The sequence below is a fragment of the Streptomyces flavovariabilis genome (genome assembly GCF_000725785.1).
Taxonomy (GTDB): Bacteria; Actinomycetota; Actinomycetes; order Streptomycetales; family Streptomycetaceae; genus Streptomyces; species Streptomyces hawaiiensis.
The window spans coordinates 267141-288646 of record NZ_JNXD01000005.1 but is presented as its reverse complement, the minus strand read 5'-3'; the positions used below and the strand labels follow the sequence as shown (position 1 = coordinate 288646).

Here is a 21506-nt window from a genome sequence, read left to right as displayed (position 1 = left end):
GAGAAGGCCCGCCCCCTGTCGCCAGGGAGCGGGCCTTCAGCATGTGCGGGTCACTGACCGCCGTACGTTTTGCTCATGTTCTGGTAGAGCGCCTCGGCGTCGCGGCCCAGCTGCGGGCCGGCCAGCCAGGTGTTGTCGGCCGGGCCGATCGAGGTGTTGGAGACCAGCACCGACTTGCCGTTCAGGACCCGGAACCAGCCGCCACCGGACGAACCGCCGGTCATGTCGCAGCCGATGCGGTACATCGTCGGCAGAGACGCGCTGAGCGAGAACCGGCCGGGCACGTCGACGCACTTGAACATCTTCTCGCCGTTGTAGGGCGGCGCCGCCGGGTAGCCCCAGGCGCCCATCTTGGCGGCCTCGGCCGTGGACGGGGCGGAGAAGTCCACGTCCAGCGCGGCTCCGACCGTCTCCTCGAGGGACTTGGCGCCCTGCTCCGGCTTCACGTGCAGCACGGCATAGTCGTACGCGGCTCCGTCACCGCCGGTCTCGGAACCGCCCTGGATCCACTGGTTCGAGGTCGAGGCCCAGTTCGCCCACCAGTTGCCGTACGGGGCGACCTCGCTCGGGCTGGCGTCGGTCAGCTCCGCCTCGGATTTGCCGAGGTCGTTGTAGGCCGGGACGAAGACGATGTTGCGGTACCAGCCGCCGTTGCCGCCGGCGTGCACGCAGTGGCCCGCCGTCCACACCAGATTGGACTTGCCCGGGTGGTTGACGTCCTTGACGACCGTGCCGGAGCAGACGGCCGGGCCGTCGGGGGAGTCGAAGAAGACCTTGCCGACCGGTGCCGCGTTGCGGTGGTACGGAGTCTTCTCGGCCTGCGCACGGACAGGTGCCGGATCCGGATCGCTGACGCCCTGGCCGGCCGGCGCGTCCTTCGTCGTGACCTTCTTGTCGGCCTCCTCGGCGGACCGCATCCGCTCCGGCTTCCAGAGGCCCTCGATCACCGGGTTGACGAAGTCCTTGGCGTCACTGAGCCACTTGTCCTTGTCCCAGTCCTTCCAGCCGCCGTCCTTCCAGCGGTCGACGTCGATCCCGTGCTCCTTGAGCTTGCCCGCGAGATCGGCCGGGATCTTGACCTGGCCGCCGCCGCTGCCGTCCGCGGCGGCCTGCGAGGAGGTGGCGTCGGGCTTGTCGCTCGCCGAATCGGCCGAACCGCCGCAGGCGGTCGCGGTGAGCGCCAGGGCGGCGACGAGCCCGGCGGCGAGGACGGTGCGACGCCCGCGCCTCCGCGCGGGCGTACGTGTGGAACGCATGGTGCGATGACCCCCGTTGTGCGTACGAATGTGGTGCTGGTGCTGGTGTCGGCACATGCCGCGTGTGCAGGTCATGGGCGCGCGGGCGCCGGTGCCCCGGCGCGACACCCCACTATGCCCGTGCAGTTGAGGGCGTACCGGGATGGGGCGGTGAAGGTTTCCGCGGGGTGCACCACCCCACCGACGGCGTGGTTCAGCCGGCCGTCACCGACCGGCGAACTTCTTGCTCACCGAGTCGTACACGCCCTTGGCCACGCCGCCCAGGCGCGGTCCGGCCAGCCAGCCCGACGTCACCGGGCCGATCGAGGTGTTGGACACCAGCGCCGGCTTGCCGTCCGAGCCGGCCGCGACCCAGCCGCCGCCGGACGAACCGCCGGTCATGGTGCAGCCGATGCGGTACATCGTCGGATCCGACGCGGTGACCGAGAGCCGCCCGGGCCGGTCCTGGCACCGGTACAGCTTCTGCCCGTCGTAGGGCGGCGCGGCCGGGTAGCCGATCGCCGTGACGCTCTTCACCTGCGGCACCGCGGGCGCCTTGAAGTCGACCGGCAGCGCCGAACCGACCATCTCCTCCAGCGACTTGCCGCCGCTGCCCTTCTCCGGCGTCACATGGATGACCGCGAAGTCGTACGGCGCGCCGTCGCCGCCCGTCGAACCGCCCTGTTCGATCCACTGGTCCGAGGTCTGCGCCCAGTCGCCCCACCAGACACCGTAGGGAGCGACGTCCTCACGGGTGGCGTTCTCCAGCGCCGCCACCGGCTTGCCGTCGTCGTTGTACGAGGGCACGAACGCGATGTTGCGGTACCAGCCGCCCTTCTTGCCCGCGTGCACGCAGTGGCCGGCCGTCCACACCAGATTGGACTTGCCCGGGTGCGCCGGGTCCTTCACCACGGTCGCCGAACAGACGGCCGACCCCCCGGGGGAGTCGAAGAACACCTTCCCGGCGGTGGGGGCGTTGGCGTGGTACGACGGCGGCACCGCCTGCGCCTCGACCGGCTCGGGCGTCGGGTCGGTCACGCCCTGGTCACCGGAGAGGTCACTGTCGTCGACGCCCTGGTCGGGCTCCTCGGCCTCCCGCATGCGGTCCGGGTCCCAGAGCCCCTCGATGATCGGGTTGATGTACTCGTTGGCTTCGCGCAGCCAGTCGTCCCGGTCCCAGTTCTTCCAGGCGCCGTTCTTCCATTTGTCGATGTCGATTCCGTGCTCGCGGAGCCGGTCCCTGATGTCGTCCGGGATTTTGAGCTTGCCGTCGTCGGAGGCGGTGGCCGACGCGGAAGCCTCGCCGTCCGCCGTGGCATCGCCCGACTCGCAGGCGGTGGCGGTCAGTGCGAGCGCCGAGGCAAGGGCTATGACGGCCAGCACGGGGGAGTTCCTGCGGCGCGCCCTCCCTCCTCGGCTGGCATGGGACGACGGCCGTATGGATCGCATGATCTGACTCCCCCTGATGTGGAACGAACGTGGACGAACCGGCGCTTCGGCCCCGATTCCCGCTGTCACGCGGGACGTTCGGGACGAGCTCACGGTGTCCGGGAACGGCACCACACACTATGCGGTGGCTGTGGGGGCGGTCCGACGGGTCCGCAACAGTTCCGTTACGGAAAGGATCTTGAGGCAACCCGTAACCCGGTGAGTGGTCCGCGGTTGGTAGCGGTGGGGGGCCTGCTGTCCGTGCGCGGTCCTCTGTGCCCGTGATCAGTGGGAGGTCAGGGAAGTCGTGGCGAAATCACCCATGGGGGTTGTGCGTCAGAGGAGGCCGCTGTGGGGCGTACGCAGGTGAAATCCCTTCCCGGCGGAGCCGTCGACGACACCGCCCTCACCTCGCGTTCCGCGCACGAGGGGATCCTGCGCCGCCAGGCCGCGCGTGAATCCGCCGCCCGGACCTACGCCCGTGCCCTGCCGATCGTTCCGGTGCGGGCCCGCGGACTGACCATCGAGGGCGCGGACGGCCGCCGCTACCTGGACTGCCTCTCCGGCGCCGGCACGCTCGCCCTCGGCCACAACCACCCGGTCGTCCTGGAGGCCATCCGTAAGGTCCTCGACTCCGGCGCGCCCCTGAACGCCCTCGACCTGGCGACACCCGTGAAGGAAGCCTTCCTCACCGAGCTGTTTCGCACCTTGCCGCCAGGCCTGGCCCGGCGGGCACGCGTGCGGTTCTGCGGACCGGCCGGCAGCGAAGCCGTCGAGACCGCCTACGCGCTGGTACGCGCGGCGACCGGCCGGAGCGGTCTCCTGGCGTTCACCGGCGCCGGTCACGGAAGTACCGCCAGGGTCCTCGACGGCACCCTCGCGGACACCCGTGACAGGCGGGTCGTCCGCCTGCCCTACCCGCAGGACTACCGCTGTCCCTTCGGCGTCGGGGGCGAGCGCGGTGCCGACCTCGCCGCCCGCTGGACCGAGTCCCTCCTCGACGACCCCGCGTCCGGGCCACTGCCCGCCGGGATGATCGTCGAGCCCGTCCAGGGCGGGGGCGGGGCGATCCCCGCGCCGGACACCTGGCTGCGGCGCATGCGACAGCTCACCGCCGACCGGTCCATCCCGCTGATCGCCGACGAGATGCAGACCGGCGTGGGCCGGACCGGCGCCTTCTGGGCGGTGGAGCACAGCGGGGTGACCCCCGACGTGATGGTTCTCTCCCAGGCCATCGGTGGCAGCCTGCCGCTGGCCGTCGTGGTCTACCGCGACGACCTCGACACCTGGCAACCCGGCACCCCCGCCGACACCTTCCCCGGCAACCAACTCGCCCTGGCCGCCGGCACGGCGACCCTCGCCCACGTCCGCGAGAACGCCCTCGCCGAGCGCGCGGTGACCCTGGGGGAGCGCATCCTGGGCCAACTCCAGCAGCTCGCCTCTGAGCTCGCGTACGTGGGGGATGTGCGGGGGAGGGGACTGATGATCGGAGTCGAGCTGGTGAATCCGGAGGGGGAGGGGCACGCCGGCTTCCCGGGTGCTCCCGGAACTGCGGAGAGCGGCGTGGCGGCATCGATGACGCAGGGCAGCGGCCGCCAACCTCTCCCCGCGGCCCCGGACCTGGCTGCCGCGGTCCAGCAGGAGTGCCTGCGGCGCGGCCTCATCGTCGGACTCGGCGGCCGTCACGCGAGCGTCGTGCAACTGCTGCCGCCCCTGACCCTCACCGATGAACAAGCGACCGCCGTACTGGACCGCCTGGCCGACGCGGTCCGGGCAGCGGCCCGATGCCGTGGAGGTGGCACGGCAGCCGCACCGTGAACGCGGTGAGCTTCCCCGGCGTGGAGCCCGCGGAAGGCCTGCGCGCCAGGCCGCCTGGGCGCCGGACGTCTGCGCGCCAGACGCCTGCGCGAGGGACGCCTTCCCGCCCAACGCCCGCCCACCAGACGGCTGAGCGCCATGAGCTCCGCACGCCCACACGCCACGCCCTCGCGTCCCGCAGCCAAGCCGAGTGAAGCTGCTCGGCTCGCAGCCCCCATCCGCATGATCCGGAACCATCCCACGAGGTACCTGCCGTGAACGCCACCCCCCACCCCGACGACCACGCACCGACGCCGGGACCAGGCTCCGCAGGCGCCCGGACGTCGGGGACATCGCCGCGCCCGAGAGTCCCGCACCAGCGGCCGGCGGCGAAACCCACCCAGGGGCTGAGCGAAGGCCATGTCACCGACCCCCTGGAGCATCCCGACCCGGGCACCGTCGCCCAGGCCGCCGCCGTGGAGAACCTGCTCCGCTGCTGGGCGCGCGAGACCGGCCAGTCCGCCCCGGCCGACGGCGTGCTGCGCATCCCCCTTCCCGCCAGCGGCACGGCCCTGCTCGCACCGGTCCGCTACTGGTCTCCGACAGGCTGGCACCGCTTCGGCCCTCCCCGTCTGTCCGGTGCTCCCGACCACGCCTCACCGGCCGACGCCGTCACGATCGCCGCCCTGCTCACGAGAGAGACGTCCGCAGACGGCTCTGCCGGCAGCCGCGCTCACGACTCCCTCCCCACGGTCGCCCCCAGTTCCCCCGTCGCTCTCCGCGACGGCGTCGGGCTCGTCGCAGGTGTTGCCGACTCCCTCCGACGTGTCGCCGCCTTCGTCACCGACCGGCGGGAACGCCCGGCCGACGGCCCCGACCTCTTCCTGTCCGCGGAACAGGCACTCGTCCTCGGACACCCCCTGCACCCAACCCCTAAGAGCCGCGAGGGACTCTCCGAGACCGAAGCCCGTCTGTACTCGCCCGAGTCGCGCGGCTCCTTCCCTCTGCACTGGATGGCTGTCGCTCCCTCCGTCCTCGCCACCGACTCCTCCTGGACCGAACGTGGCCGCCCTGTCGCCGCGCCCCGGCTCACCGCCCGCCTCGCCGGGACCGCGCCGGCGTTCCCGGACGGATACGCCCTGCTGCCCCTGCACCCCTGGCAGGCGCACGAGGTCCGGCACCGCCCGGAGACCGCCGCCCTGCTGGACACCGGACTGCTCCGTGACCTAGGCACCCACGGCCCTCACTGGCACCCCACCTCCTCCGTACGAACCGTCTACCGAACCCATGCCCCCGCGATGCTGAAGCTCTCGCTGGGCGTGCGCATCACCAACTCCCGCCGCCAGAACCTCCGCAAGGAACTTCACCGAGGTGTCGAGGTCCACCGCCTGCTCCGCAGCGGCCTCGCACAGCAGTGGCAGTCCGTGCACCCGGGTTTCGACATCGTTCGGGACCCGGCCTGGCTCGCCGTCGACACGGCCGACGGCGCCCCGATGCCCGGACTGGACGTGGTGATCCGCCACAACCCGTTCAGCCCCTCGGACGACGTCTCCTGCGTCGCCGGCCTCGTCTCGCAGCGCCCGTGCTCCCCGGCCCCGCCCGAGGACGCTTCGGGAGGCCTGGAGAAGCACGGCCCGGCCCTGCGGTCCCGGCTGGCCGAGGTCGTCACGCGGCTCGCCCGCCGCACCGGCCGCCCCCGCGGAGCCGTCGCCGCCGAGTGGTTCCTGCGCTACCTAGCGCACGTGGTGCGTCCTGTCCTCTGGCTGGACGGTGAGGCCGGCGTCGCCCTGGAAGCGCACCAGCAGAACACCCTGCTTCTGCTGGATGCCGACGGCTGGCCCACAGGCGGCCGGTACCGCGACAACCAGGGCTACTACTTCCGCGAGTCCCGGCGCGCGGACCTCGACGCCCGCTTGCCCGGCATCGGAGAGCGCAGCGACACGTTCGTCTGCGACGAGGTCACCGACGAGCGGCTCGTGTACTACCTGGTGGTCAACAACGTGCTCGGCCTCATCGGTGCGTTCGGCTCCCAGGGGCTGGCCGACGAGCGGTTGCTGCTCGCCGCCTTCCGCCGCTTCCTCGGGAACGTCGCCTCCGGACCGGCCCGGCTGCGCACCTCGCTCCCCGACCGGCTGCTCGACTCACCTGTCCTGCGCTGCAAGGCCAACCTGCTGACCCGGCTGCACGGTCTCGACGAACTCGTCGGCCCGGTCGACACCCAGTCCGTCTACGTCACCATCGCCAACCCCCTGCACCCCTGACCGCCCTGATCGGCCCTGACCACAACTGACCTCCTTCATCCCTGGGGACATGCCCCACCCCCCTCTTCGAGAGGAGCGTTCGGTGCCTCCCTCCGACCCGATCGCCAAGACCGGTATCGCCGCCCCTGGCATGGCCGACGCGGCCTCCGGCACCGGGTCCCCTACCGACTCCGACGCCGGACCGGGCACCGACTGCGACGCCGACTCCGCTGCCTGCGCCGATGCCGAGTCCGGCGCCTGCGACGGAGACTTCCCGAGGGACTTCGCCGGTGCCGACACGTTCGGCCGCGTCGACTCCCGCCTCGGAACGGCCGATGCAGATCCCGGCGCGCTGACCGGCAAGCACCTCGGAGAGGGCGGGCACAACGACGACACCATGGACCTGCGGCTCCCGGACGAGCTCATCGCGCTCGCCGCGGTTGACGCGCTCGACGGTGACGGAGCCCGGAAGGGGGACCAGGACACGGCGCTGCCCTCCCTCTCCCACACGGCGACGGATGGGCCGCCCGGGCTCTCCGTCGTCCTGCGCCATGACGACCTCCTCGACCGCGTCGCCGAATGGGGCCCGGCCGACACGCCGGCAGGCGTGTTCCACCTCGTCCCCGCGCGCCTCGAACGCGACCTTCCGCTCATCTGCCGCTGGATGAACGACCCCGCCGCCGCGGCGTTCTGGGAGCTGTCAGGACCGCAGGACGTGACGGAGGACCACCTGCGGGCCCAACTCGCCGGCGACGGACGCAGCGTGCCGTGCATCGGCGTACTGGACGGAGCACCGATGAGCTACTGGGAGATCTACCGGGCCGATCTCGACCCGCTGGCCCGGCACTACCCCGCCCGACCGCATGACACGGGGATCCATCTCCTGGTCGGTGGGGTCGCCGATCGGGGGCGTGGCCTCGGCGGTCTGCTGCTCCGGGCCGTGGCCGACCTCGCTCTCGCACAGCGGCCCTCCTGCGCACGCGTCATCGCGGAACCCGACATTCGCAACACCCCCTCCGTCGCCGCTTTCCTGACCGCCGGCTTCCGGTTCTCCGCCGAGGTCGACCTGCCCGCCAAGCGGGCCGCCCTCATGGTCCGAGACCGGTCCCTCCGGCACCTGTTGTAGCGCTGTGTCACGGCGCCATCACTCAATGAACGCGGCCCGTGCCGCCGCAGTTCCCACCCGCGCGCGAATACTTTCGAGCAGCTCGGCACGGCCCCACTCACACAGCAGGCACTCACGCAGCCGGTCGATACGCCGCCACCCCACCCCCCCCGAGGAGCCCACGGCCTTGATCCCAGCCCCCGCCCCCGCCTTGATCACCCGTTTGTCAGTGCAGGGTCGTAGGGTGGTCGCGCTATGACGAAGCCCTCACTCCCCGAACTCCTGCATGCCGCCGTCACTGCCGTCGGCGGTACGGAGCGCCCTGGTCAGGTGGCCATGGCCGAAGCCGTCGAGGAAGCGATCGACGACGGCTCCCACCTGCTGGTCCAGGCCGGCACCGGCACCGGCAAGTCGCTGGGTTACCTCGTGCCCGCGCTGGCGCACGGGGAGCGGGTGGTCGTCGCGACCGCCACCCTGGCCCTGCAGCGACAGCTGGTGGAACGCGACCTGCCGAGAACGGTCGAGTCGCTGCACCCCCTGCTGCGCCGCCGCCCGGAGTTCGCGATGCTCAAGGGCCGGTCGAACTACTTGTGCCTGCACCGACTGCACGAGGGCGTCCCGCAGGACGAGGAGGAGGGCCTCTTCGACCAGTTCGAGGCCGCCGCACCCACCAGCAAGCTGGGCCAGGACCTGCTGCGGGTGCGCGACTGGGCCGACGAGACCGAGACCGGAGACCGCGACGACCTCACACCCGGCATCTCGGACCGGGCCTGGGCGCAGGTGTCGGTGTCGTCGAGGGAGTGCCTGGGCGCCTCGAAGTGCGCGTACGGCGCGGAGTGCTTCGCCGAGATGTCCCGTGAGCGGGCCAAGCTCGCCGAGGTCGTCGTCACCAACCACGCGCTGCTCGCGATCGACGCCATCGAGGGCGCCCCGGTTCTCCCGCAGCACGAGGTGCTGATCGTCGACGAGGCGCACGAGCTGGTCTCCCGGGTCACCGGAGTCGCCACCGGCGAACTCACTCCCGGCCAGGTCAACCGCGCGGTGCGCCGTGCCGCGAAGCTCGTCAACGAGAAGGCCGCCGACCAGCTCCAGACCGCCGCCGAGGGTTTCGAACGGCTGATGGAGCTGGCGCTGCCGGGCCGTCTGGAGGATATTCCCGAAGACCTCGGGTACGCCCTCATGGCCCTGCGCGACGCGTGCCGCACGGTCATCTCCGCCATCGGCGCGACCCGCGACAAGTCCGTCCAGGACGAGGACGCCGTCCGCAAGCAGGCCCTCGCCTCCGTGGAGAACGTGCACGACGTGGCGGAGCGCATCACGAACGGCTCCGAGTGGGACGTGGTCTGGTACGAGCGCCACGACCGCTTCGGCGCCTCCCTGCGCGTCGCCCCCATGTCAGTCTCCGGACTGCTGCGGGAGAAACTCTTCGCGGACCGATCCGTGGTCCTGACGTCCGCGACGCTGAAGCTGGGCGGCGACTTCAACGGCGTAGGCGCTTCCCTGGGCCTGGCCCCCGAGGGCACCGAAGGCGACGACGTCCCGAAGTGGAAGGGCATCGACGTCGGCTCGCCCTTCGACTACCGCAAGCAGGGCATCCTCTACGTCGCCAAGCACCTGGCGCGTCCGGCGCGGGACGGCGATCGCGCGGACATGCTCGACGAACTCACGGAGCTGATCCAGGCGGCGGGCGGCCGCACCCTCGGCCTCTTCTCCTCGATGCGGGGCGCCCAGCTGGCCGCCGAAGGACTGCGTTCCCGTATCCCCGAGTTCCCGATCCTCCTGCAGGGCGAGGAGACGCTCGGCGAGCTCATCAAGAACTTCGCGGCCGACCCGAAGACCTGCCTCTTCGGCACTCTGTCGCTCTGGCAGGGCGTGGATGTCCCGGGACCCAGCTGCCAGCTGGTCGTCATGGACAAGATCCCGTTCCCGCGCCCGGACGACCCCCTGATGAGCGCCCGGCAGAAGGCTGTCGAGGAGGCAGGCGGCAACGGCTTCATGGCGGTCGCCGCCACCCACGCCGCCCTCCTGATGGCCCAGGGCGCCGGCCGTCTCGTCCGGGCGTCGGGCGACCGCGGGGTGGTCGCCGTCCTGGATCAGCGTCTGACGACGGCCCGGTACGGGGGCTACCTGAAGGCGTCACTGCCCGACTTCTGGTTCACGACGGACCGTAACCAGGTACGGAAGTCGCTGGCGTCGATCGACGCGGCTGCCAAGCAGTCGGCAGACGAATGAGCTGCGGGGGTTGGCCTGCGGCAGCTGAGTCACCGGCCAACCCCATCTGCATGGGCCTTCGGGGGCTCACTCGGGGACGGCAACCACCCCAGGACAGCGCAGGGCCCCGGAACCGGCGCAGGGGTCCCGGGGCCCGGTCAGAGGGCAGGCCCTATGGGCCCACCCGACAGGTTGCGCGCTGTCAGACGCGCCGCAGTACGGCCACCACCTTGCCGAGGATGGTGGCGTCGTCACCGGGGATCGGCTCGTAGGCCGCGTTGTGCGGCAGGAGCCAGACATGGCCGTCCTCGCGCTTGAAGCGCTTGACGGTGGCTTCGCCGTCGAGCATCGCGGCCACGATGTCGCCGTTCTCGGCGACCGGCTGACGCCGCACCGTGACCCAGTCGCCGTCGCAGATCGCCGCCTCGATCATCGAGTCACCGACGACCTTCAGGACGAACAGCTCACCGTCGCCGACGAGCTGGCGGGGGAGAGGAAAGACGTCCTCGACGGACTCCTCCGCGAGGATCGGGCCACCGGCGGCGATCCGGCCGACCAGCGGCACGTACGACGCGGCCGGCTTGCCCGCCGTGTCCGTGGGCTGCACCGAGGCTGCCTGGTCGGAACCGCGCACCTCATACGCCCGCGGGCGGTGCGGGTCACGGCGCAGGAAACCCTTGCGCTCCAGGGCCATCAGCTGGTGTGCGACGGAGGAGGTGCTGGAAAGGCCGACGGCCTGACCGATCTCCCGCATCGACGGCGGGTAGCCCCGCCGCTGCACGGAGTCCCTGATGACCTCGATCACGCGGCGCTGGCGATCGGTGAGTCCGGAGCTGTCCGCCCGGATGCCGGGAGGTCGGCCCGGCAGGGAGCGCTTGTGCCCCTCAGGGTTCGTGGCTTCGTTCATCGCATGCACCGGCTCCAGTCGGCCCTGGGAGCGGTCCTGGGCAGTAATGGCGGCACTGTCTGCGGTGGTGGTCACGTCGGCCCCTCTCGATGGTCTCCCTGCTGGACAACGGTAGTTGCTTTCGAAAGGTTGCGCCAAACACACGTTCGAGTGAAAAATCGCGAATCACCGGACGCGATCATGTGTCCGGGTGTATTGGCGGCCGCGCCACCTGGCGGGCAAAAGGGCCCATTGCTGTACTCTTCACCGCCGGGGTGATCGCCTCGTGGACTGGTGTCCCCAGTCTGCCATCCGGCATTCCCCTGCCCCGGGGCCAGCTCTCATCTGTGCGGGAGTCCCACGTCCCCTCCTCGCGGCGCCCACGGTATCTCCGCATGTGCCGCGGCGATACGGCTGTGCGGGAACGGATGCCGCCGTGTCCCGGACGAAGCCGTCGCAGCAGCGTCTCCAGAGGGGTGCGAGGCCGGTGCGGAATGGTCTGCCGCACGGCACCTGCGCCTACGCGCGCGACACGCGGGAACGGCGTGGATGTATGAGCCAATCCCCACATCTAGTGGTTGGATTGCGGCAGCAGCCCAGAAGTTGTGGTCCCCCGGGTCTCGAGGCCCATGGTCATCGCCTATGCTTGGGGCTGCTTCGTGGGGCGCAAGAGGTCCGGCGAGGCTATTGAGTCTGCTGTGAGGAGGGTTGGGAGTTCATGCACTGCCCTTTCTGCAGGCACCCCGACAGCCGTGTCGTCGACAGTCGCACGACCGACGACGGCACATCGATCCGCAGGCGCCGCCAGTGCCCTGACTGCTCCCGTCGTTTCACGACCGTGGAGACGTGCTCGCTCATGGTGGTGAAGCGGTCCGGAGTCACCGAACCCTTCAGCCGTACGAAGATCATCAATGGTGTGCGCAAGGCGTGCCAGGGGCGGCCCGTCACCGAGGACGCGCTCGCCCAGCTCGGCCAGCGGGTCGAGGAGGCGGTGCGGGCCACCGGAAGCGCCGAGCTGACCACCCACGACGTGGGGCTGGCCATACTCGGCCCGTTGCAGGAGCTCGATCTCGTCGCCTATCTGCGATTCGCCTCCGTCTACCGGGCGTTCGACTCGCTCGACGACTTCGAGGCGGCCATCGAGGAACTCAGGGCACAGACGGGACACCCCGAAGCGGACGACGGAGGCCGCGCGGACGCGGCTGCGGGGAGCCAGGAAGACGACCGCGGGCCCCAGGGGACGGAACAGATCCCCGAGCCCGCAGGCGCCGCCGACTGACCGGCGGGCCGGACCCGGAAGGCAGCTCCGGGGCCCGGCCGGGCGGCGGCGATGAGAAGACCTGTTGCGGGCGGTGTGAGTGCGCGCCCGTAACACCAGACAGAACACCGTGCCACGGGAACAACGGGGCACTTCAGGGCGTTTTCGCCCGTACAGGGAGGCGGCATGACAGAGACGGCGAGCGGTCCGGCACGGAGTTCCCGCGCCAAGAGCCCCAAGGCGAGCAAGGGCCTGCGTATCGAGCGCATCCACACCACCCCTGGGGTCCACCCCTACGACGAGGTGGCCTGGGAGCGCCGTGACGTCGTCATGACCAACTGGCGCGACGGCTCGGTCAACTTCGAGCAGCGTGGCGTCGAGTTCCCCGACTTCTGGTCGGTGAACGCGGTCAACATCGTCACCAGCAAGTACTTCCGCGGTGCCGTGGGCACCCCGCAGCGCGAGACCAGCCTGAAGCAGCTGATCGACCGCATCGTGAAGACGTACCGGAAGGCCGGGGAGGACCACAAGTACTTCGCCTCGCCCGCTGACGCCGAGATCTTCGAGCACGAGCTGGCGTACGCCCTCCTGCACCAGATCTTCAGCTTCAACAGCCCTGTCTGGTTCAACGTCGGCACCAAGCAGCCCCAGCAGGTCTCGGCCTGCTTCATCCTGTCCGTCGACGACTCCATGGAGTCGATCCTCGACTGGTACAAGGAAGAGGGCATGATCTTCAAGGGCGGCTCCGGGGCCGGCCTGAACCTCTCCCGGATCCGTTCCTCCAAGGAACTGCTGTCCTCCGGCGGCAACGCCTCCGGCCCGGTCTCCTTCATGCGCGGCGCCGACGCCTCCGCAGGAACGATCAAGTCCGGTGGCGCCACCCGCCGCGCCGCCAAGATGGTCGTCCTCGATGTGGACCACCCGGACATCGAGGACTTCATCGAGACCAAGGTCAAGGAAGAGGAGAAGATCCGCGTCCTGCGCGACGCGGGCTTCGACATGGACCTGGGCGGCGACGACATCGCGTCCGTCCAGTACCAGAACGCCAACAACTCGGTCCGCGTGAACGACGAGTTCATGACGGCCGTCGAGCAGGGCGGCCAGTTCGGCCTGCGCGGCCGGATGACCGGTGAGGTCATCGAGGAGGTCGACGCCAAGTCGCTCTTCCGCAAGATCGCCGAGGCCGCCTGGGCCTGCGCCGACCCCGGCATCCAGTACGACGACACCATCAACACCTGGCACACCTGCCCCGAGTCCGGCCGGATCACCGCGTCGAACCCGTGCAGCGAGTACATGCACCTGGACAACACGTCCTGCAACCTGGCCTCGCTGAACCTGATGAAGTTCCTGAAGGACGACGGCAAGGGCAACCAGTCCTTCGAGGCCGAGCGCTTCCAGAAGGTCGTCGAGCTGGTCATCACCGCGATGGACATCTCGATCTGCTTCGCGGACTTCCCGACGCAGAAGATCGGCGAGAACACGCGCGCGTTCCGCCAGCTCGGCATCGGCTACGCCAACCTCGGCGCCCTGCTGATGGCCACCGGCCACGCCTACGACTCCGACGGCGGTCGCTCGCTCGCCGGTGCCATCACCTCCCTGATGACCGGCACGGCCTACCGCCGCTCCGCGGAACTCGCCTCGGTGGTCGGCCCGTACGACGGTTACGCCCGGAACGCCGACGCCCACAAGCGCGTCATGAAGCAGCACTCGGACGCCAACGACAAGGCCGTCCGCATGGACGACCTGGACACCCCGGTGTGGGCCGCCGCCAGCGAGTCGTGGCAGGACGTGCTGCGCCTCGGCGAGAAGAACGGTTTCCGTAACTCCCAGGCGTCCGTGCTCGCCCCGACCGGCACCATCGGCCTGGCGATGTCCTGCGACACCACCGGTGTCGAGCCCGACCTCGCGCTGGTCAAGTTCAAGAAGCTCGTCGGCGGCGGCTCGATGCAGATCGTCAACGGCACCGTCCCGCAGGCCCTGCGCCGCATGGGCTACCTGGAAGAGCAGATCGAGGCGATCGTCGCCCACATCGCCGAGAACGGCAACGTGATCGACGCCCCCGGTCTCAAGCCCGAGCACTACGAGGTGTTCGACTGCGCCATGGGCGAGCGGGCCATCTCCCCGATGGGCCACGTCCGCATGATGGCCGCGATCCAGCCGTGGATCTCCGGAGCCATCTCCAAGACGGTCAACATGCCGGAGACGGCGACCGTCGAGGAGGTCGAGGAGATCTACTTCGAGGCCTGGAAGCTCGGCGTCAAGGCGCTCGCGATCTACCGTGACAACTGCAAGGTCGGCCAGCCCCTCTCCGCCAAGACCAAGGAGAAGGAGAAGGCAGAGATCACGGAGAAGGCCGAGGAGACGATCCGTACCGCGGTCGAGAAGGTCGTCGAGTACCGCCCGGTCCGCAAGCGCCTCCCGAAGGGACGTCCCGGCATCACCACGTCCTTCACCGTCGGCGGTGCCGAGGGCTACATGACCGCCAACTCCTACCCGGACGACGGTCTCGGTGAGGTCTTCCTGAAGATGTCCAAGCAGGGCTCGACCCTCGCGGGCATGATGGACGCCTTCTCCATCGCGGTCTCCGTCGGCCTCCAGTACGGCGTGCCGCTGGAGACGTACGTCTCGAAGTTCACCAACATGCGCTTCGAGCCGGCCGGTATGACGGACGACCCGGACGTGCGGATGGCGCAGTCGATCGTCGACTACATCTTCCGCCGCCTGGCGCTGGACTTCCTGCCTTTCGAGACGCGCTCCGCGCTCGGCATCCACTCGGCCGAGGAGCGTCAGCGTCATCTGGAGACGGGGTCTTACGAGCCGTCCGACGACGAGGTGGACGTGGAGGGCCTGGCCCAGTCGGCGCCGCGCGCCCAGGAGCTGAAGGCCGTTTCCGCTCCGGAGGCCGATGAGGCGGTCAAGCCCGCCCCGCAGCAGGCCCACACCAGTGCCGAACTGGTGGAGATGCAGCTCGGCATCCAGGCCGACGCCCCGCTGTGCTTCTCCTGCGGTACGAAGATGCAGCGCGCCGGTTCCTGCTACATCTGCGAGGGCTGCGGCTCGACCAGCGGCTGCAGCTGACACCGACGCCTGAGCCGATGACGGAGGGGCACCGCCTGCGGGCGGTGCCCCTCTCGTCGTTTCTGCCTCGTCGGTGGCGAGGTCAGGGCCGCTGTGCCGCACCCATCGTCCTGGTGAAGGCGACGGGATCGCCCTCGAAACCACGGACTCCCGGGCGGAATTCCCACGGACCGGAGCCGTCCCGGGTGAACTCCGCGACCGTCGCCGCCGTCGCCCCCAGGACCCCGCCGAAGTGGTCCTCCGCCAGGACGGTGTACCCCTCGCGGATACGCAGTCCAGGGTTGCTCACACTGACGAAGGTGCGCTCCGCCGGGCGCTGCTGGATGACGACTCCGACCACCACGCGCGCGTACCGGACGTCGAGCCGGTCGAGTTCCAGCGTCATGACTTCGTCGTAGCCGAAGCCCTGGCCATCCTTGCTGTCCCGGTTGAGAGTGATGGTGCCGTCGGGGGAGCGGCTGTCGAAGTGCACCACGTACGCGGGATCGCCGTGCGGGTCGTCCGCCGGATAGGTCGCCGCGACCAGGTCCAGATCGGTGGACGGCTGCCCCGCCGGACTGGGATCCCACCGCACCGCGATCTCGACCTTGCGAAGCCCCTTGTTGAGCCCGTCCACCAGCGTCCCCTTCCCCGTCGACCCGTCCGTTGGCCCCAACTGACGGGCGTCCATGAGTGTTTGTCCATCCTGCCACGCGCGCGATACGCGCGTGGCGGAGCGGTCCAGCCGAGAGTGACCGACGCCACGCTCCGTGGCCTTACCATGGCGCGGTGCTGGTCAAGTGGATTCGCTGCACCGTGGTGGACCGCCGCGGTTTCGAGCGGGGGCAGCGGAAGTGGGCGGGGCTTCTGGGGGAGCCGGGTTTTCGCGGGCAGGGGGGTGGCTGGAGCCGAGGGCGGCAGGACGTGGCGCACATCTTCGCGTTCTGGGAGAGCCGCGCCTTCTACGACTCCTTCATGGCGCGGTCTCACGACCGGCTCGCGTCGGCCCAGACGGGCACGTTCAAGAACGCCCAGGTCAGGCTCTTCGACTACCGCTTCGACGTGAAGACCGGTTTCGAACCGCGCTTCACGGACGCCGACCTGCTCCGGGTGGCACTCTGCCGTATCCACGAGGAGCGGGCCGAGCACTTCGTGCTGATGCAGGAGAAGGTCTGGAACCCGGCGATGGCCGGCTCGCCCGGAATGGTGCGCGGGCTGTTCGGTGAGGCACCCGGGAACGAGTTCCTGGTGCTGTCGATGTGGCGATCAGCCGCCGAGCACGGCAAATACCGCACCGAACGTGTGGAGCGGCTGGCCCTGAGGGCGCAGACCGAGGCGGACGTGGCGGCGCTCACGGGGGACGTCGTGGACATGGAGTCGGGTTGGACGGTCTGATTCCGCTGGGACTGCTCCGGGCACGGTGCTGACTCCGGGGAACCCGGGCAGCGCTGTTCCGATCGAACATGCGTGCGACCGGTGTGACCTGTGGTGCAGGAATCGTGTGACCTACGCTGTATGGGGGCCGTGGGAGTGCTCCAGCGGCCCTCACCCGATCTAGGGTCTTGGCATGGCACGACCACGGCGCATCGTCCTTGTCCGGCATGGCGAGTCAACGGGCAATGTTGATGACTCCGTCTACGAGCGTGAACCCGACCATGCCCTGGCGCTGACGGAGCGCGGCCGACGGCAGGCCGAGGCGGCGGGCGAGCAGCTGCGCGAGATCTTCGGTGACGAGCGGGTCAGCGTGTACGTCTCCCCGTACCGTCGTACGCACGAGACCCTGCGCGCGTTCCACCTCGACCCCGGACTCATACGGGTGCGCGAGGAGCCCCGGCTGCGTGAGCAGGACTGGGGCAACTGGCAGGACCGGGACGAGGTCCGCCTCCAGAAGGCCTACCGGGACGCCTACGGCCACTTCTTCTACCGATTCGCCCAGGGCGAGTCCGGCGCCGACGTCTACGACCGGGTCGGCGGATTCCTGGAGAGCCTGTTCCGCAGCTTCGAGGACCCCGACCACCCGCCGAACGTCCTCATCGTCACCCACGGCCTGGCGATGCGGCTGTTCTGCATGCGGTGGTTCCACTGGACGGTCGCGGAGTTCGAGTCGCTGTCGAACCCGGGGAACGGTGAGGTGCGGATGCTCGTTCTGGGGGACGACGGCAAGTACACGCTCGACCGGCCGTTCGACCGCTGGCGAGATCCCGAGCCGTACGGGGTCACCGGATAGAGTGGCAGGGCGATGACCGCTGATTCCTCCCCCGACGTGCGCCTGGACCGCGCCCTGGCCTGCCTGCGCGGACTGTCCGTCGGGGACGCCTTGGGCTCCCAGTACTTCGTGCCGGTGAACTACCCGCTGCTGAAGCGCCGCGAGGTGCCGTCCGGGCCGTGGCAGTGGACGGACGACACAGAGATGGCCGGCTCGGTCGTCGCCGTCCTGGCCGCCCACCACCGCATCGACCAGGACGCGCTCGCCCGCTCTTTCGCCGAGCACCACGACTTCGACCGGGGCTACGGTCCTGCGGTCAACCGACTGCTGCGTCTTGTCCGGGAAGGCGGGGACTGGCGGGAACTCGCCGCCGCGCTCTTCAAGGGACAGGGTTCCTGGGGCAACGGCGCGGCGATGCGGATCGCCCCGCTGGGAGCCTGGTACGCCGACGATCCGGAGCAGGCGACCCACCAGGCGGAGATCTCGGCCTACACCACCCATCAGCACCGCGAGGCCGTCGTCGGAGCCATGGCCGTCGCCGCGGCAGCCGCCTTCGCTGCCGCCCCGGACGGACCGCCCGGCGCCGAAGCCCTCCTCGACGGTGTCATCGACCTGGTGCCGAAGAGCGCCGTGGGTGCGGGACTCCGCCGGGCCCGGGACATGCTCGACTACGGCGACCCGGGCACGGTCGCGGCGGTACTGGGGTGCGGACGGCGTACGACGGCCCACGACACCGTGCCCTTCGCCCTCTGGTCGGCCGCCAGAAGTCTCGGCGACTACGAGCAGGCGTTCTGGACGACCGCCCAGGTGGGTGGGGACGTCGACACCACGTGCGCCATTGTCGGCGGCGTGATCGCCGCAGGGAAGGCGGGGACACCGCCCGCAGAGTGGGTCGAGCGGACGGAACCGCTTCCGGACTGGGTGCCCACGTCGGCCTGACCCCAGGGCCCTGTCACTCTCAGAAACTCACCGTGCGCACCGGGAACTCTCCGTGACCACCCGACCGTTGTCCTGACCTTCGCTGTGCGAGCCGTCGGGGCGCGCACACGAACGCGCGATTCCCGCCGCCGCGCTGGGTGTGAACCCCGCGGTCGGCTGGAACGGCCTGACGGTGGAGGGTGTCGTCGTCGGCGCGCCTGGGCCGGCAAGGCCGCGGTCTACCGCCGGTGGCCGTTTCGCGCTTCGCTCAGCGGTTCACGAGTGTGACAGAGTGCAGGCCGAACCTTTCCAGGGGCGGGATCTTCGAGGGATTCCCGGAGCCAACCATGAGATGTCACGAGAAGCCGCCAACCGGGGGATCAAGCGAGGCGAGGTGCGCCCCGAGGGTGCGAACGGCTAGGTCTTCGACGCCGAACCGGCGATGGTGATGTACCGCTCCAGGATGTGCGGCTGTGACGGGCAGGATCGCGAAGTCGAGGAGACGATCGACCAGTTGACGGTTTCGCTGCTGCGGCCGAACGATGCCTGACCAGGGGTCTCACCCGCCGCGACGCGGACGCGGCGGACCGGGGTGTCGCGGGCGGTTCCGGGCGGCGTAATCTAGGGGCGCCATGCCGTACGAACCGCCTACTCACACCGTCGAGCGCTCCCTTCGAGCCACGACCGGAGCGAAGATCGTTGCAGGTGTCGACGAGGTGGGGCGCGGCGCGTGGGCCGGTCCCGTCACCGTCTGCGCGGCGATCACCGGATTGCGCCGTCCGCCCGAGGGGCTCACGGACTCGAAGCTGCTCACCATCAAACGACGTACCGTCCTCGCCGAGGAACTGCGGACCTGGGTGTCGTCGTACGCGCTGGGGCATGCCTCCCCGGAGGAGATAGACACCCTGGGCATGACGGCCGCGCTGCGGCTCGCGGCGGGGCGTGCGCTGGACGCACTGCCGGTCCGTCCCGACGCGGTCATCCTCGACGGCAAGCACGACTACCTCGGTGCGCCCTGGCGGGTCCGTACGGTGATCAAGGGCGACCAGTCCTGCGTGGCGGTCGCCGCGGCCTCGGTGATCGCCAAGGTCCAGCGCGACAAAATGATGGCCGAACTGGGTATCGACCATGCAGACTTCGGTTTTGCGGACAACGCCGGGTATCCATCACCCGTGCACAAGGCCGCACTGGCGGAGCGGGGCCCCACCCCCTACCACCGCTTGTCGTGGGCGTATCTTGATGCGCTGCCCCAGTGGCGGCACCTCAAGAAGGTCCGCAGCTGGGCGGACGGAAGTGTTCCGGAAATCGAGGGTCAGCTCGGCTTCGATTTCTGACGGTTTCGTTCGCACGCCACCCGCCGACGCGGGTCGTACCAACGTTTGATAAATATCAAGTCATGCCTCTCATTCCCGAGGAGCCTCAGATTCACGAGAGTGCCCAGGGTCCCCGCGCCACTCCGGCCAGCGGCCGCACCGCGCCGACCCCCCGTCCCGTACCCGGCCCCCGTCCCGCGGCTCTGTCGCGTCCCGGTCGCCCCGGCCCTCTCCGGCCGGCGCCGCCGGCGCAACGTGCGCCGCGCGAGGTGGCCGCCGAGCCCGCCCCGTCGGGTCCCGCCGCCGGTGCCGCCACTGCGGTCACCCCGCAGATCCAGCTGATCCCGGCTTCCGTGGAGGGGGCGCTCGACGCCGCCGAGGAGGCTGTGGACCTGCTGCTGGACTCCGGTCGTGCCCCCGGTGACGTGCTGGTGATCACCACCGGGGAGCAGCACCCGTGGGCCGCCCACGAGCTGTCCTTCGGTGAAGCCTCCTACTGGGCCCAGCACGACGCCGGCGACGACGTCTTCTACACGGATGCCGCCATCGCGGCCCGCGCCGCGTCGCGTCCGGTGGTCGTGGTCGCCGTCAACGGCGGTCCCGAGGCCGCAGCCGTGAGCGCTCTGTCCCTGGCCCACTCCCGGGCCGGCGCCCTGCTGATCGTCTGCGGCGACCCGCAGCGGATCAACTCGGTGCTGGGCGCGGGCGTCTGAGCCGGTGCCGTAGCGCCCGGAGGTGCGCTGGGGGGGTGACTGCGGGCGCCGCCACGGCGGCGCCGCACGGCGGGTGGTTCACCATTCCCGCAGGGCGGGAGGCCGTTCCCGCGTGAGGTCTTGGCCGAGCTGGGGAGTGCTTCGGCTGCTGTGGCAGACCGCCGTGCTCGCGGCTCGGCCAGGTCAGGGTTCGGGTGCTTGCCGGGATGCCCTCGCAGGCATCGGAGCGTGCCGCCCGACGGGACGCGGTCCCGGATCCGTGCGGAACGGTCCGGCCGGGGCTCAGCGTGCCGCCGCTGCGCGGCGCAGTACCTCGGAGGCGCCGCCGGTGCGCGGTATGGGCGGCGGTGCCTCCGACGTAGCGAACGGCTCCGGCGCCGAAGCTGAGTGAGGGCGACGCCCGCCACGGCCCTCGCCCAGGACCTGCCAGCCGTCACGAGTCAGCGTGATGTACGCCCCGCAGCGCAGCCCGTGCAGGGTGCACGCGTCGCGCAGCCCCCACATCCACGCGCCGTCCTCCTCCGTCCAACGCGCGTCGCCCTCACGGCAGTAGAGCAGCACCGCGGTGCGTACCGGCGTGCGGCGGCGCAGATCGTGCGGGATGACCCGGCGCAGCTGCGCGAGCAGCGTGTTGCGGAACATCCAGCCGTCGGCCGGGGCCGGACGGCGCACGAACGAGGCGCTCGCCCGCAGCCGCTCGTCCGGGTCGAGCACGGCGACGACAGCGGTCGCAGGCTGTGGGTGGTGACGGGCGTGCAGCCCGCTGACGATCTCACGGGGGTTGCGCAGGAATGGGATCCCGGCGGCGGCCCATTCCGCGGGTTCGAGCAAGCGGTTGGCGGAAGCGGCGGACGTCGACGCCGCTGCCGAGGCCGGAGCGAATCCGAAGGTCACGGTCCTCCCTTCGGCTACGCGCCCACACTGCGGGCGGGGTCGGATTCCTGGGAGCGCGCACCGCAGCGAAGGCCTACCGGAGCGGCCGGCGAGCCGTGCGGGAGCGGACCTCAATTCTTCCTGTCGAACTTGAATGCGGCAACGAGCAATTGAGGCGCCCGACCGTTATCAGATGATGCGCGGCTAATATCCCCACCGCGCGCGTCGCCGGACCACCCATGGGGCGTTCGAGCACGACACGTTCG

16 protein-coding genes are annotated in these 21506 nt (G+C 70.4%); 11 read left to right on the top strand and 5 right to left on the bottom strand.

What is annotated here, in order from left to right:
- Positions 1 to 50: 50 nt before the first annotated feature.
- Positions 51 to 1256, bottom strand: a complete 1206-nt coding sequence (locus tag IO24_RS0111985; RefSeq protein WP_031134829.1) for a trypsin-like serine peptidase — start codon at positions 1254 to 1256, stop codon at positions 51 to 53.
- Positions 1257 to 1460: 204 nt separating this feature from the next.
- Positions 1461 to 2684, bottom strand: a complete 1224-nt coding sequence (locus IO24_RS0111980) for a trypsin-like serine peptidase (RefSeq protein WP_031134827.1) — start codon at positions 2682 to 2684, stop codon at positions 1461 to 1463.
- Positions 2685 to 3014: 330 nt separating this feature from the next.
- On the opposite strand from IO24_RS0111980, the gene IO24_RS0111975 reads away from it, so the two are divergent.
- The 4 genes from IO24_RS0111975 to IO24_RS0111955 all read left to right on the top strand — a co-directional run bounded on the left by IO24_RS0111975 (position 3015) and on the right by IO24_RS0111955 (position 10037).
- Positions 3015 to 4481 carry an aminotransferase class III-fold pyridoxal phosphate-dependent enzyme gene (locus IO24_RS0111975; protein WP_167551604.1) on the top strand — a complete coding sequence of 489 codons (1467 nt, stop codon included), beginning with the start codon at positions 3015 to 3017 and terminating at the stop codon, positions 4479 to 4481.
- A 254-nt stretch (positions 4482 to 4735) separates the two neighbouring features.
- A complete protein-coding gene (locus tag IO24_RS0111970; protein WP_031134824.1) occupies positions 4736 to 6721 on the top strand; it encodes an IucA/IucC family protein in 1986 nt (661 codons plus the stop codon).
- Positions 6722 to 6803: 82 nt separating this feature from the next.
- Entirely contained in the window at positions 6804 to 7826 is a 1023-nt protein-coding gene (locus IO24_RS0111965) for a GNAT family N-acetyltransferase (protein ID WP_031134822.1), read from the top strand.
- 234 nt (positions 7827 to 8060) lie between these two features.
- Positions 8061 to 10037: an ATP-dependent DNA helicase gene (locus IO24_RS0111955; protein ID WP_031134818.1), complete on the top strand. Its 1977-nt coding sequence runs from the start codon at positions 8061 to 8063 to the stop codon at positions 10035 to 10037.
- A gap of 181 nt (positions 10038 to 10218) precedes the next feature.
- Here the strand turns inward: IO24_RS0111955 and lexA are convergent, their stop codons facing one another.
- Entirely contained in the window at positions 10219 to 10998 is a 780-nt protein-coding gene (lexA, locus tag IO24_RS0111950; RefSeq protein WP_030845416.1) for a transcriptional repressor LexA, read from the bottom strand.
- A gap of 622 nt (positions 10999 to 11620) precedes the next feature.
- Between lexA and nrdR the strand changes: the two genes are divergently transcribed.
- Entirely contained in the window at positions 11621 to 12181 is a 561-nt protein-coding gene (gene nrdR, locus IO24_RS0111945) for a transcriptional regulator NrdR (protein WP_031134816.1), read from the top strand.
- A 165-nt stretch (positions 12182 to 12346) separates the two neighbouring features.
- Positions 12347 to 15238 (top strand): vitamin B12-dependent ribonucleotide reductase, encoded by a 2892-nt coding sequence (locus tag IO24_RS0111940; RefSeq protein ID WP_031134814.1) that lies wholly within the window; start codon positions 12347 to 12349, stop codon positions 15236 to 15238.
- 82 nt (positions 15239 to 15320) lie between these two features.
- Here the strand turns inward: IO24_RS0111940 and IO24_RS0111935 are convergent, their stop codons facing one another.
- Positions 15321 to 15854, bottom strand: a complete 534-nt coding sequence (locus IO24_RS0111935) for a TerD family protein (RefSeq protein ID WP_031134813.1) — start codon at positions 15852 to 15854, stop codon at positions 15321 to 15323.
- 152 nt (positions 15855 to 16006) lie between these two features.
- Here IO24_RS0111935 and IO24_RS40570 point away from each other — a divergent pair, with 152 nt between their 5' ends.
- The 5 genes from IO24_RS40570 (at position 16007) to IO24_RS0111905 (ending at position 20367) form a co-directional block, all read left to right on the top strand.
- Positions 16007 to 16612: a YdbC family protein gene (locus tag IO24_RS40570; RefSeq protein ID WP_037667765.1), complete on the top strand. Its 606-nt coding sequence runs from the start codon at positions 16007 to 16009 to the stop codon at positions 16610 to 16612.
- A gap of 172 nt (positions 16613 to 16784) precedes the next feature.
- On the top strand, positions 16785 to 17444 hold the full coding sequence (locus IO24_RS0111925) for a histidine phosphatase family protein (RefSeq protein ID WP_031134809.1): 660 nt from the start codon (positions 16785 to 16787) through the stop codon (positions 17442 to 17444).
- A 12-nt stretch (positions 17445 to 17456) separates the two neighbouring features.
- Positions 17457 to 18362: an ADP-ribosylglycohydrolase family protein gene (locus IO24_RS0111920; RefSeq protein WP_031134807.1), complete on the top strand. Its 906-nt coding sequence runs from the start codon at positions 17457 to 17459 to the stop codon at positions 18360 to 18362.
- Between the two features lie 611 nt (positions 18363 to 18973).
- On the top strand, positions 18974 to 19675 hold the full coding sequence (locus tag IO24_RS0111910) for a ribonuclease HII (RefSeq protein ID WP_031134805.1): 702 nt from the start codon (positions 18974 to 18976) through the stop codon (positions 19673 to 19675).
- Positions 19676 to 19737: 62 nt separating this feature from the next.
- The gene (locus IO24_RS0111905) at positions 19738 to 20367 is read left to right on the top strand and encodes a hypothetical protein (protein ID WP_078899179.1); all 630 of its coding nucleotides are present in this window, start codon (positions 19738 to 19740) and stop codon (positions 20365 to 20367) included.
- Between the two features lie 282 nt (positions 20368 to 20649).
- On the opposite strand, the gene IO24_RS0111900 is transcribed toward IO24_RS0111905, so the two are convergent.
- Positions 20650 to 21261 carry a hypothetical protein gene (locus tag IO24_RS0111900; RefSeq protein WP_031134800.1) on the bottom strand — a complete coding sequence of 204 codons (612 nt, stop codon included), beginning with the start codon at positions 21259 to 21261 and terminating at the stop codon, positions 20650 to 20652.
- Between the last annotated feature and the right edge of the window lie 245 nt (positions 21262 to 21506).